A 13,884-nucleotide genomic window follows, 5' to 3' on the forward strand; every position below is an offset into this window, starting at 1 on the left:
ACTGGCGCGGAACTTGACGTTGGGCATGGCACTGTCTGGGTGAATGGCGATATTCGCTATATTGCCATGCAGTTCAGTAGGTTAGAAGCATTCCTGGGGGCCGGTCTCACGGATTCAGGGTAAACTTATTTAATATGAACTTATTTAATTTGTCCTTCTAGTTAAAACATGTCCGCGCCTGGCGGCCATCGATAACCGACAAGCAAGTAATTAACCTACACAAACCATTTATATAATTAAAATTTAATTAAAAATCTAACCCATCGAACACTGTCAAAAATTAGAAAAATAAACTTGGGTATCCATGGGTAGACGCTTACTATAGACATGTACTTAACAAAAGTACACCCTTTGAAACAATGCGCGGAACAAAGCCTTTTTCGGAACGCCGTCCGGCAAAGATTTAGAAACAAAATAGCAAACCGATCTATAGAAACATAAAGCTGTTATTTATTATGTATAATTTTTCTATCGGCGACGTTGATATCTTGGATTAAAACCTTGACATACTAATAAATTCGCTAGGCCAGACTGGTTTTGAATAGAACTTTACATGTCTGTTTTTGCCATATAAGCGAAAGGTAAGAAACCGCATGGGTCATTGCCCTGTGCAGTCTTATCAAAGCCATACTTCGGCGGGAGCACTAGTTAATGCATAAAAAATTAAAGAATGAATATTTTAATAATTCACGCGGAAAATGCTTTCACTCTTTTTTGCAGTTTGTATAAGCATTTATAAGGAAATAATGAGCATGCATCCACTTTTCAAAAAGATGTTCCGATTGCCGCGCACCTACAAACGTATTATTCAACTGCTCGTTGACGCTGTCTTGCTGACCATCAGTTTTGTGCTTGCGATGCTGCTCCGATTAGATAGTTGGAACCCTATTTATGAGCAGCGTACCTGGCTAATGTTGCTCGCCTTGATACCCTTGAGCCTGATCATTTTTATTCGCTTAGGCTTCTATCGCGCTGTTGTCCGTTACATGAGCCAAAAAGCACTGCATGCGATTCTCCTTGGTGTAGTGAGTTCAGCAATCGCAATGGCGGTCATCAGCTATTTGCTCAATCTACCGATACCCCGCTCCATACCCATTATTTATGCCATGCTGGCATTGCTGACCATTGGGGGCATTCGCGTCTTCCTGCGTTCGCTTTATCAGCGAAGCCTAATGCGCAATAAGATATGTGTTGCTATCTATGGTGCCGGCGCAGCGGGTTCTCAACTGGTTGCCTCCCTGCGCCATGGCCAGGAATACGTGCCAGTATGCTTCATTGACGACTGGCGCGGTATGCGTGGCACGCTCGTCGAAGGGCTCAAGGTCTATTCACCCAGTGAGCTACCGCGTCTTATCAAGCAATACGGAGTCAAGCGTGTACTACTGGCCATACCAAGCGCTTCACTTGGTCGGCGTAGAGAAATACTGAAAATGCTGGAGCCTATTGCTGTTCCAGTGCAGACCGTTCCCGGCATGGCGGATGTCATCGCAGGACGTGCACGCATCAATGAAATTCGCGATGTCACGGTAGAAGATTTGCTTGGGCGAGACCCGGTCCCCCCGAACCAGTCTTTGCTGGATGCCAATATCCGAGACAAGGTGGTAATGGTCACTGGTGCAGGAGGCTCTATCGGCTCGGAGCTATGCCGCCAGGTTCTTCAGCAATCTCCGCGACAACTCATTCTGTTCGAAATATGTGAGTACTCCCTCTACCAGATAGAAAAGGAGTTGCTGCAGTTTTCCAAGGCAGCAGGATTAGCGATACCGATCAAGACGCTTCTTGGTTCCGTACAAAAACGGCAACGCCTTGAAGGCGTAATGCGCGCTTTCAACGTGCAAACCATCTATCACGCAGCTGCCTACAAGCATGTGCCATTGGTCGAGCACAACGCCATAGAGGGTATTCGCAACAATGTATTCGGCACCTTGGAAACCGCAAGAGCAGCCATGGCTTGCAACGTGGAGACGTTCGTTCTGGTGTCCACGGATAAGGCCGTGCGCCCGACCAACGTAATGGGAACCACCAAGCGTCTTGCTGAACTTATATGTCAGGCATTCGCTCGGGAACAAAGTGCAACTCGCTTCTGCATGGTCCGCTTCGGTAATGTTCTAGGATCGTCCGGTTCTGTCGTACCCCTTTTCCGAAAGCAAATCAGGGAGGGCGGCCCGATTACCGTGACCCATCCCGATATCACCCGTTACTTTATGACCATTCCTGAAGCGGCTCAACTGGTGATTCAAGCGGGAGCCATGGGTCATGGTGGCGACGTCTTCGTCCTTAACATGGGGGAGCCGGTCAGGATCAGCGATCTGGCCATGCACATGGTGCGCCTCTCAGGCCTCGAAGTGATGAGCGCCGACTCGCCTGATGGTGATATAGAGATTGTCTACACAGGATTACGTCCAGGTGAAAAACTTTTCGAAGAGTTGTTGATCGGGGATGAGGTTATCGAAACCGCACATCCCAGGATCATGACCGCGAAAGAAGGTTACTGGAGATGGGCCAGGCTTGAAAAGTATCTCCAGCGGCTAGATGAAGCCGCTTACAGGGTCCGGCACGATGATATCCGCAAATTGCTACTCGAGGCGCCTGCGGCATACCACCCTCGAGATCAAATCGCTGACTTGGTATGGATCGAAGAAAGCGCCACCCCCTGTGTCGACTCAAAAGCTTCGGTTGTCGAAACCAGGAAAGAGGCCAGATCGAAAACCAGCTTGATCGATCTAGAGCCATCGATCTCCTCTCCTACCAACTGGACCATCGGTGCAAGACAACGCTAACTCTTTACTCAACAGACACTCTGGATAAAAGATGAAAGGCACAGTCAGCATGGACAAAATACGCTTGGGTATTATCGGACTTGGCTACGTCGGTCTACCACTAGCCGTTGAGTTCGGTAAAAAGCTTCCGACCATAGGCTTTGATATCAATGCACAACGTATTGCACAGCTGAGTGCCGGTATCGATCTGACTCGTGAGGTCGAACCGGAACTCCTGAGCGAAGCGAACCGGCTAGCGTTCACCAGTGACTTAGAGGCACTACGCGAGTGCAATGTTTATATCGTTACGGTCCCTACCCCCATCGACGAACAACATTGCCCCGACTTGACGCCTTTGTTGAAAGCAAGTGAGACACTTGGCAATGTCATCGCTCGAGGCGACATCGTCATTTACGAATCTACCGTGTACCCGGGCGCCACCGAAGAAGACTGCATACCAGTCATCGAACGGATATCAGGCTTAACCTACAATACCGACTTTTTTGCTGGCTATAGCCCTGAGCGCATAAACCCGGGTGACAAGGAGCACCGCGTCACCAATATTAGAAAGGTGACTTCAGGATCGACACCCGAGGTAGCAGCCTTTGTAGATAAGCTTTATTCGTCGGTCATCACTGCAGGTACTTTTCAGGCAAGCTCCATTCGTGTGGCCGAAGCCGCCAAGGTCATCGAAAACACCCAGCGTGACGTGAATATTGCGCTGATCAACGAGTTAGCGGTCATCTTCAATCGATTGAATATCGATACCGAAGAGGTACTTGAGGCAGCCGGAACAAAATGGAATTTCTTACCGTTTCGTCCGGGGCTGGTGGGAGGACACTGCATCGGTGTAGACCCTTACTACCTGACTCATAAGGCCCAGCAAGTCGGCTATCATCCCGAGGTAATTCTCTCGGGTCGTCGCATCAACGACGGAATGGGCGCCTATGTTGCAGGCCAGCTCATCAAGCAGATGATCAAGCAGCGGATTCATGTCCAGGGAGCGCGCGTATTGATACTGGGATTGACCTTCAAGGAAAACTGTCCAGACCTACGTAACACGAGGGTAGTCGATATCATCAAGGAGCTTGAAGACTATAATGTCGCAATGGACGTTTATGATCCATTGGCAAGCAAGGATGAAGCGGTTCATGAGTACGGTATTCGCCCCGTAGACGAACCCGGAGAGAGTAGCTACGACGCCATCATCTTGGCAGTTGGCCACCGTGAATTCTGCGCCCTGGGTGCTCGGCGTTTGCGTGCCTGGGGCAAGCCGACCCATGTTCTCTATGATTTGAAATACGCACTGCCTCGAGGGGAAGCCGATCTGCGTTTATAGTAAACATCAAATAACTTAGACGACATGCTACCAATTATATTTGACACCATTTTCACTTAGGGAGCTTATGGCAGGCTAATGAGGATGGTGTTTAGTATTGTTAATAACATATAGAGCCACTATTTAAATTTAAAAGAGCATCTTGAAATAAGCTTTCCATTAACAGAAAAATCCGGATCGCGCTATGCGCACCAATCCGGATTAAAATAACTATAAAGTAATAAGATATTATTTCTGTTAGAAAAGCGGCTCAGTACGTTCACTGATTAAAGGCCAGTTTGCGTCCTTTTCAGAAACAACTGTCACTGCAGTGGGCCATGAGATACCAAGTGCTTCATCACAATATCGCAAGCCATCTTCGGACTCAGGATGATATGATGCCGATACTAAGTAGCTAACCTCAGCATCATCGGTCAAAGTGATAAACGAGTGTGCAAATCCTGATGGAACATACAGCTGTCGATGGTTGCTATCCGTCAGCTCGAACATCTGATGTTGAAGGTATGTGGAAGAATCTTGTCTAAGATCGACAATCACATCAACTATAGCCCCTCTCAAACAGCGCACTAATTTAACTTCTGCATGGGGGCGCCGCTGATAGTGTAGCCCTCGCAAAGTACCGCGCTGTGCAGAAAAAGAAGTATTCTGCTGTTGAAAGTCGGAAATTAGACCATGTGTGGAAAATTCCTCTTGACACATCGTCCGTGCGAAGTATCCACGTTTATCACCACGAGGTTCAAACTCAATGAGCCAAGCATCGTTTAGACTGGTTTGATTAAACTTCATCGTTATCCCCTAACGTTTACTACTATAGTATTTCGCTTATTGGCACCCAAAAAGACGCTCTTGCTCGGCGTACAACTGATCGATTAATCGTCCATTTGGAACGATGACGTCGTCGAGCGTCAGTGGCGTATCTTTTTCGACTGGCCTTATCAGTTTGCAGCCAAGGGCTAGGCCGACGGGTAACAAGTTATCGTGACGGATCACCTCAATGTTCTCGGCAACACCATAGACTTCAAATCCCCCAAACTCCTGGATTTCTTCGCCTGCGGAAAGGGCTTTCTTGGCGACGGCAATCACGCCGACCGTCGGCCCTCCTGACGGCGTGAGAACCGGATCCTGAAAAAGTACGGCACGAGCGACCGATGTAGGCACCTCAAAATGACAAAGATGATAAGGGGTATAAAAACAGTAGTACGGTCCCTTCCCCAACTTGTAGAGTTCAAGGTAATGCTGCTGCCGAGGGTGTTCTAGCGTACCCAGTACGAAAACTCCCGGTCCAGGACGGGCGCCAACGACATAATCCACCAGTCCTGGGCCCGCTGAATTCAGATAGGGTTCGAAGGCGGATACGGTTTGTTCGATAGGTACCTGGGCCGCCGAAGGGTCGCCACCCGAAAAGTCAGGCCCCAGCATTCCTCTGCGTGCTACTTTCATTCCTGTTCCGTTGGCTACTATAGCTTGCTCGAATGAGATCTTCGTTCCATCAGCAAAGGATGCCACCATGGCAGGTTTCTGCCCCCAGCGCTTCGCAAAGCTTTCTTGGGTAGCGGGATTTCGATAAGGGTCATGCAACCCCTTTATATTGCCGCAAAGCACCGGAGTTACTCCCAGCCCTTTGACGAATCGATAGAGATTCATCTGAACACCTGGCTGGTCGCCATCTGAAAAGCTATAGATTACGCCCGCTTGATCAGCTTTTACCTTCAGTATCGGACCAATAGTGCCATCGAGCTCGGCATTCATTTGGATGACATGCTTACCACTTTCAATCGCAGCAAGAACAGCATGAGCAGCAAATTCTACGGAACCAGTTACCTCAATCACCGCATCAAGCCCACCAGCGGTGGCCAGCGCAATGGCATCTTCAGTGACGGCGGGACGTCCGACTGCAATTGCAGCTTCCAGTTCTTTGCGTGTGTCACAACGAACTGGTCGGACATCAACTTGATCGTAGACTCCAATGGCAGAATCCACGTTTCGATTGGCAACAGCACATAAGCGCATTCCTGGCGTCGCTGTCATAATCTGTAAGCCGATGCCGCTACCTTGGAATCCGGCTCCTATAAGGCCTACACGGATAGGATCTTGTTCGGCTTCTCGCCTGGCTAGCGCATTATCCACGATGATCATCAGCATCTCGCGAGTCGATCCGTGATGAACGGATGAGGGTTGACGTCATGCTGTCACCCCTTTCTCGCGGCCTCCCCTGAGTTGGTGCGTAATAGTTAGTTGTCTAGATTTGGATGAAGGTGGCCTTGTGACGGTGACTCGGACCCTTCCTGACACTCAGTCCTTCCAAACCTTCCAAGGCGGGTTATCTAACCATGTGGCTTCCAGCACCATCTTGTCTCGCAATGAATCCATGCTCTGCCAATAACCCTGATGATGAAAGTAGCCCAGTTTGTTGAGTTCGATCATCCTCTCCATGGGTTCATTTTCCCAAGTGGTCTGATCGTTATCGATCAGATCCAGAACTTCTGGCTCGCAAACAAAGAAACCGCCATTGATCAAGCCCCCATCTACAGCTCCCTTTTCCCGGAAAGCCATGACCCGATTCTCATCTTCGCTCAATCGTAACGCACCATATCGTCCTGGCTGAGTCACGGCCGTAAGAGTACACCAGTTATTCGATGCTTTATGTGCAGCAACTAGCGCATTGATATCGACATTGCTGACCCCGTCACCGTATGTCAGACAGAAGGGCCCGTCTGACAACAATGATGTAGCTTTCTTGATACGACCTCCAGTTAACGCATCGGCCCCGGTGTCAAGAACCGTCACGGTCCAATCCTCGTTGACACCTTGGAGCCAATCAATTTTTCCGCTCTTGAGGTCAATGGTATAGTCCGTTTGCTTTCCTCGGTAATTAAGGAAGTAATCACGTATATAATCGACTCTATATCCGCCTAAAACGACAAAATCCTTAAATCCATAATGGGAATACAATTTCATAATATGCCACAGGATTGGACGCCCGCCCACTTCTACCATGGGTTTCGGGCGAATCGCTGTTTCTTCACTTAGACGAGTGCCGTAACCACCCGCTAGAATCGCTACCTTCATGTTCCCACCTCTATCATTATTAGTAATAACTATATACTACGCATCTTTAAACGTTTAACTTTTTACAGCTATTAATATGTTACATTCGACCACTTCAGAGCCTCTGACAGATGGCCGGAATCAATATGTGCTTGAAGTACATGCAAGCGCATTAATGGGGAAGTACGGAACTCAGAGTCTGAGAATTTCATCCGTTTCAGTCCCTCAATTAAACCCTTGATCGAATCTGACAATGTCATTTGAGGCTGATATTCCGGTGCCAATTTTGCGAAGAGACTGAAATCAACCTGATAGGAGCGACTATCAACTGCGGCATCAGTATTGATACTGACCGTTGTGCCTGGAATCGCTTCGGCAACGGCCGCCGCCAAGTCGCGAACCTGATGATTGCGCTGATTAGATCCCGTATTGATATTGAGTATTCTTCCTCCATCGTCGGCCCTGCGCTGTACTGCCCAGTCAATTGCACGGGCCATGTCAGCAACGTCGATCAAAGGTCTCCAAGGAGATCCATCGCTAAGCACCGTTATCGTTCCCTGACTCAATGCACAAGCGACGAAATCATTAAGGACCAAATCCAAACGCAAACGATCTGACATGCCACAAGCCGTTGCAAAACGCAGATTGGTGATGACCATGTCGCCATTGATACCCGATACAGCATCCTCAACACCTATCTTGGACTTTGCATAATCAGTCATCGGCGCAACCTGATCCATTTCTCTGCGCGGCGCACCGCTCGCGACTCCGTAGACACTACAACTGGATGCGAATACAAAGTTTTTTACTCCAGCCTTAGCTGCCTGTCTGGCAATAGAAACAGTTGCATCCTGATTAATTTCTTTTGTAACAGCAGCGAATCGACTCCCCATCGGATCATTAGACACGGCAGCAAGCTGTATCACAGCAGTGTATCCCTCAAGCATGTCTGCTGGCATCTCGCGAATATCACCAAAAAATTGTTTTTCAAGATGACGCTCAGGTAAATAGTGCACGCCAGTGAGGCAATGCGCGAAATAGGCATTGTCATATCCATGAAGAATTGCTTCAGGATGCTGACGTGCAAGCTCACGAACCACCGCAGGTCCGATATAACCCATATTGCCAATGATAAGTATCTTCATGAGAGATCCCTTTCTGGTAAATTTGTACTTTGAACAACTGAAAAATTTAATTTTTTAGTTTTTATATAAATATCTATTTGCGTGAACATGATCATTCATTAGCTCTTATTTAAAACATAGTTATTCAGAATTAGAGTTGGCACTAAAAATCTTTTTTGACGCTAAGGAATTCTCATTCAACCAACCCACCTTTCTCATCTCTTCAAAAATATGTTTAATTAGCATGTTTGCACCGACGCGACTTAGATGGTTGCTATCATAATAAAGAAGCTCACCACCCATTTGTGTAATACAACGACCGGGTAAACGAGTATCGCAAAATAGAGATTCAGGTTTTATTTTTATCAGGTTCTTATGATTTTCGACCAAATCAAGCTGACGATATGCTGATTCAGTACGTTTTTTAAAAACCTCATAGCTGGTTGAAAGCGGCTCCTTTCGTTCAATACCATACATCTTCTCTTTAGCTAGTAGAGACGGAGTATCCCAGCCGACTTCGGGTACCGGATAGATCAAAACTACTTTTATATCGTTCTCGACGAGGGTCTTAACCGTTTCCTGTATTAGCTTGCCAACGGAATCTACTCTATCATCCATGTCTTTTGGTTTACTGCTACCCAACATATTAGCGGGAACAGCATAGATTTTAGGACTTTCCTCTGCCTCGACTCCCCCTTCCTGATTATCAAAAGACTTGCCTTCGAGCTGCAATGGATAGCGACCTAGCATGAACACCATCTTGATATGATCGTTTTGAATAATCGAATTCAGTACGTCTTTATTAAACCTTCCACAGGCAGGTCGATCACTACGGGTATAACCTGCAATGGGCAAACAATTTGTATAAACGAATTGCTTGACCCCCATATTCAGATTTTCTACTTTTTTAGCAACTGGTCCTACCAGTGGGGTGGCTTGACTATCTCCCCAAACAGCTACTTTCTCCGAAAATTCTTCATTATATTCGCAGCTATTTTCGATGGAAATTACATTGCTCGGCGTTGATTGACACCCCTCTGACTGTAAATGTCGATCATTTCGTACATCAGCAATTTTGGCAACTTGTTCATCTAAGCGTTCAGGTATGCCTTTTGAGTAAATGTCATATGCCCCAAAGCTAAGTATGACAATGGACATTACGAACGCTCCAGAAAAGATCTGGGCGCGAGTAAATTTCTGTTTGGAACGAAATGGCTGTTCCACAAACCGCCAAGAGAAGTAGGCTAAGATCAAAGAAAGCAGGCTTAACAATAGAAAGTCGGTATCGGATAAACTATCAAAGCTTCTTTCCCTGGCAAATACGAAAACAGGTTGATGCCATAAATAAGCGCTATAGCTGATTAAACCTATACCAACAACAGGTTTAAGACCGAGTAGCTTTCCTGCAGCATTATCCATTCTTGCAAACAATATTACTAACGAAGCACCGAGTACAGGAAATATTGCCCAGAGACTCGGAAAGGGGGTGTCTTCATCGAAAGCAATGATCGAGTAAAGGATTAATCCTAGCCCAGTAAAAGCTCCAATATTGTGAACCAGCTTAGAAGCTTTCAATTCTCTTTTATAAAATAAGATCGCTATGATAGCTCCTGCCATCAATTCCCAGACACGCGACGGGAGCAAATAAAAATTGTAAGACTGATAACGCATGGAGGCCCATTCTGCTAAGGCCAGACTCACAACGAATGCAAAGAAAACGAGAAATAGAAGATAACGCTTTTTAAGGACTCCAAGTACTAACATGACCAAGGGAAAAAACAGATAAAACTGCTCTTCTACAGCCAAACTCCATGTATGCAGGAAAGGCTGCATTTCAGCCGCCCCTGCGAAATACCCCATACCCATGGCAAAATAAAAATTGGAAACAAATAAATTGACAGCAATTAAACTCTTGCTAAGCTCCTCAAACTCTTTTGGCAGCATCCATATCCAGGCCAAGACTATGGATATCAAACTTATAAAGAAAAGCGCAGGAAGTATTCTTCTCGCACGCCTTTCGTAAAATCTAATAATAGAAAATTTATCTTGCCGAATCTCATTGTAGATAATATTCGTGATTAGATAACCACTAACTACAAAGAAAATATCGACACCAACATAGCCGCCACTAACGAACTCAAAGCCAGCATGAAATAAAATAACTGGGATGACAGCTACTGCACGCAAGCCATCCACTTCTGGACGATACTTGATACCCATAAACTCCCCCTTTTACTTGGCGATCTCCATGACCAAGTGCACAACCTGCACTATCAGGCAGGTACCTCTTTTGAGAGCGATTCACGACTTCCTTCCGTGATCTAATAGCGTCTCAAGAGCAAAGAGTTTCCAGCGAACTAAAACTTTGACGTCGCAATTTATTCGTTCACTAAAAACTATAAGCGGCACCCATTAGTCAGTTGAGCGCCTTTGGCCTTATAATTACTGTTTTGTTGACAACAAAATATTTAGCGCCTGAATGTTCATAAAAGCGACTATTAGTGAAGGCCGTTACTATGCAAAGCAGAATTTTTACTTGGCGAATAATTCAAGCCAACTACAGTATCCGAGACTGTAGAATCAGTTTCAAAGGAGTGTATTTTGATCTTTAGACTAGAAATGGGAGCATCAGCAGACTCCTCTTCTGGGAAGAAAAAGACACTCTCTATCATTCCCTGTAATACAACTTTAGCTTTATGGAAATGCTTTTTTCGCAAAAGCTTGAATAGCAGGCGTAAGACTCCATATATTTCAGAAATAAGCTGCCTGTAATGTAGGCTATATTTACGTGTAATAAATATTTTATTTCGCATAAAATATTTATGATATTTCATACGGCCTGGGTTATTCTCGGAAAGAATATTGATCGGCCCATTCTCCTGTCGCAGATGTAGAACTTTGCTCTCTCCTATAAGGAAACCAGGATTATCTCGAGTAACTCTCAGCGTATACTCCGAATCTTCACCCCAGATAAACATTGAGGCTATAGGTAGACCGTATTTGGTCAAAGTTGAGCGTGGCAGGAGGATTGAAACGAAGGTAGCACGCCAGACAGGAACCATGCCGTGCTCGATCATCTCTGGCCACGACAAATAACCAATTTCGTTTTCTTGTAAACTTAAACCGGGAGTATTAGTTACAAGCCCACTTTCCGTATAAGCGGAGGAAAGAAGATACGCTCGATTAATATTTTTTCGTTGTAACTTTTCATCTGCTTTCAGTAAACACGATAGTGTATCTGGATTTGGAATGACATCATCGTCCATCACCCAAATGAAATCAGCGCCATTCTGATACGCGAGACGAAATCCAGCATTGAATCCACCCGAAGCCCCAATGTTGCTAGACAACACATATACCTTAAGATTAGGGTAAGCGCTTTCAAGTAACTGCTGCTCAGTGCCATCCGTACTGGCATTGTCAATTACAATTACACCATCGCATTGGCGTGTTTGTGAATAAACGGCCTCCATGCAGCGTTTTAATAGATCTTTGCGGTTATAAGTCAGAATTACAGCGAAAATTTTTTGCATTATACGTTCCCTTACTGGCCAGAAGTGTCGGCGTTCCGATTATAATATCCATCTTTTTTTATATTGGTTAAAATTGATTAGACGTAAAATCGCGAGGTTAGCTAAAAGTTAATTTAATATCAAACCAATAGATAGGCAGAGGGCATTACGATCGTTGCTATTAAAACAAATAACTACGCTAACAAAGCTACAATCACGTAATCGACTATAACTCTAACTTTCTTCTTTATTATTAACTGTTTTTTACTAAATTATTTTTAATAATCGCAACTCTAGAAATTCTTACCTTATTTAACACCCTTCTCTTTCCAATTCCTTATATACTGAAACAAGGTCGGATGGGACCACAAGAAAGACTCTTTCTCTTTTTCCTTGACTACTAGATTGTCAGATGCCGCATCATACAGCGACTTTACAATTAACGGCATGGCTATTCCAATTTGGTGTAGTGGATATGTTTTGAAAGTATCTTCTTTAGTAATTCTTGTTCTTTCCTGGTAAAGCACTCCACCAGTATCGATACCCGGGTCTATCAAGTGCACAGTAACGCCAAAATTTTCTATATCGTCGTTTGCTAGAGCCCAATACCCACCGTGCGAACCGCGGTATTTTGGTGTAATTCCAACATGAGTATTAATGATTGGACATTTTATACCATCTATTATAGAAGCCGATAGTATGCCAGTACCATTGACCAAAACTACATCTGGCCCGACTTCAGCAACATAGTTGATTATTTTTTCATCTTTAACACTAGATATGACCCTATAATTCTCAATCTCAGGAACTGCATCATCCAAATCATATTGCGCTATCACGTCGTTAGATCTTTTCTTACTTTTTTTATTCAAATAAAATGTTTCAAAAACCTTGAACAAGAGCTGCCCGAAAACAGTATTAAAACCGAGCCGCTTGCTTCGATTCTTGATGATTTTAAATTTTTTACGCGCCTTATTAATTAAGCCGGAAGGCCTTTCATAAATAACAAGTTCGATATCGACGTCTTTTTTAATAGCATTAAAAATATAAAAAGATGATGTAGCAAAAGAACATAACATTACGACCTTAGGACGCCTGTCTTTCATGCAAATAATCCTTGCCAGTCTCAAATAACTCTTGCATATTTAATGAACGCATGCCGTAGCTAGATTTTAACTCACTGTAATACAGTAAAACTGATTCTAAGAAATCTATATTCTTATCAAGGTTTACGCCAAAATTATGTGGATGAAACCAAAGGTGAAAAATTTCGCCATTTAAAGCCGCGTGTTTCATGCTCTTCTTTATTCTTTTCAGTCTTAAAGACTCCAAAAACCACAATTTCCTGTTTACTGGCCTAAGAAATCTGCTAGCGCTAATATTAATTGGAAGCTTACTTGCTTCTTCATGAGATATCTTATATGTATTGTGTCCTGATAAGTTAAAATACGAGTCCAACAGCCTTGCAGCACGTCTGGACCTCTTTTTTGACTCTTGATTATTATTCGCTTTGTAAATCCAACTCTCCTCAGTGCCTCGGTAAGAGGTTATACCCAACTTTGGCAGCAACTCTAAATAATCTTCGTTGGATTGGTTCCTGGGAAAAACTAGACTTTTTATAGTAAAGTTATGATGCTTGGCTATTTTTACAGCAGAGGCTATATCTTCTTCAAACTCCTCTGGAGACTGACCATTTTCAAGGCAATAATAATGAGAGTATGTGTGAGTTGCTATTTCCTGACCTTCACAAGCAGCAATACGATGGATAAGATCTGGAGCAAAATGAATAGCACCTTCTAAGTTTGAACTTTCTTCTAAGTAGCTGTAAGGAGATAATTTTTTGTCGAGGTACGAAGGTTTATTCACAGGGCTAAATTGTAGTGCATCATTCTTATCTTTCGCGAATAATAGCCCAACTGTTGCCCATGTTGCATGCACATCGTACTTTTCAAGTAAATCTAATATTTTTGGAATAGCCTCCCATACGCCCAAAATATTTTCACGATATTCTTCAATTTCTCTCTTATCTCTTACTCCCCAGTAAAGCTCGAAATCCAGAGAAATTAAAAAATTTCCTCTTCTCGAATCCACTGTAACCTCCT

The 13,884-nt window shown here is 44.6% G+C and carries 10 protein-coding genes; 2 read left to right on the plus strand and 8 right to left on the minus strand.

Annotated features, from left to right (window positions below):
• Positions 1-752 precede the first annotated feature (752 nt).
• Together ACPF7Z_RS09660 and tviB are read left to right on the plus strand one after the other, a co-directional pair.
• A complete protein-coding gene (locus tag ACPF7Z_RS09660; RefSeq protein WP_425193030.1) occupies positions 753-2,780 on the plus strand; it encodes a polysaccharide biosynthesis protein in 2,028 nt (675 codons plus the stop codon).
• 31 nt (positions 2,781-2,811) lie between these two features.
• Positions 2,812-4,098, plus strand: coding sequence for a Vi polysaccharide biosynthesis UDP-N-acetylglucosamine C-6 dehydrogenase TviB (gene tviB / locus ACPF7Z_RS09665; protein ID WP_425193031.1), 1,287 nt, complete (start codon positions 2,812-2,814; stop codon positions 4,096-4,098).
• Positions 4,099-4,335: 237 nt separating this feature from the next.
• On the opposite strand, the gene rfbC is transcribed toward tviB, so the two are convergent.
• The 8 genes from rfbC to ACPF7Z_RS09705 form a co-directional block, all read right to left on the minus strand.
• The gene (gene rfbC, locus ACPF7Z_RS09670) at positions 4,336-4,884 is read right to left on the minus strand and encodes a dTDP-4-dehydrorhamnose 3,5-epimerase (protein ID WP_425193032.1); all 549 of its coding nucleotides are present in this window, start codon (positions 4,882-4,884) and stop codon (positions 4,336-4,338) included.
• A gap of 36 nt (positions 4,885-4,920) precedes the next feature.
• Positions 4,921-6,234 (minus strand): NAD(P)H-dependent oxidoreductase, encoded by a 1,314-nt coding sequence (locus tag ACPF7Z_RS09675; protein WP_425193033.1) that lies wholly within the window; start codon positions 6,232-6,234, stop codon positions 4,921-4,923.
• Between the two features lie 156 nt (positions 6,235-6,390).
• Positions 6,391-7,167, minus strand: a complete 777-nt coding sequence (gene rfbF, locus ACPF7Z_RS09680) for a glucose-1-phosphate cytidylyltransferase (protein WP_425193034.1) — start codon at positions 7,165-7,167, stop codon at positions 6,391-6,393.
• 71 nt (positions 7,168-7,238) lie between these two features.
• Positions 7,239-8,291, minus strand: a complete 1,053-nt coding sequence (locus tag ACPF7Z_RS09685; protein ID WP_425193035.1) for an NAD-dependent epimerase/dehydratase family protein — start codon at positions 8,289-8,291, stop codon at positions 7,239-7,241.
• Positions 8,292-8,411: 120 nt separating this feature from the next.
• On the minus strand, positions 8,412-10,490 hold the full coding sequence (locus ACPF7Z_RS09690; RefSeq protein WP_425193036.1) for an acyltransferase family protein: 2,079 nt from the start codon (positions 10,488-10,490) through the stop codon (positions 8,412-8,414).
• Between the two features lie 278 nt (positions 10,491-10,768).
• Positions 10,769-11,803, minus strand: a complete 1,035-nt coding sequence (locus ACPF7Z_RS09695; protein ID WP_425193037.1) for a glycosyltransferase family 2 protein — start codon at positions 11,801-11,803, stop codon at positions 10,769-10,771.
• Positions 11,804-12,090: 287 nt separating this feature from the next.
• A complete protein-coding gene (locus ACPF7Z_RS09700) occupies positions 12,091-12,888 on the minus strand; it encodes a formyl transferase (RefSeq protein WP_425193038.1) in 798 nt (265 codons plus the stop codon).
• Entirely contained in the window at positions 12,869-13,873 is a 1,005-nt protein-coding gene (locus ACPF7Z_RS09705) for a polysaccharide deacetylase family protein (protein WP_425193039.1), read from the minus strand. Before ACPF7Z_RS09705 ends, ACPF7Z_RS09700 begins: the two co-directional genes overlap by 20 nt.
• Positions 13,874-13,884: the final 11 nt, after the last annotated feature.

This window comes from Halomonas sp. GXIMD04776, assembly GCF_049808615.1.
In the GTDB taxonomy this organism is placed as follows: domain Bacteria; phylum Pseudomonadota; class Gammaproteobacteria; order Pseudomonadales; family Halomonadaceae; genus Modicisalibacter.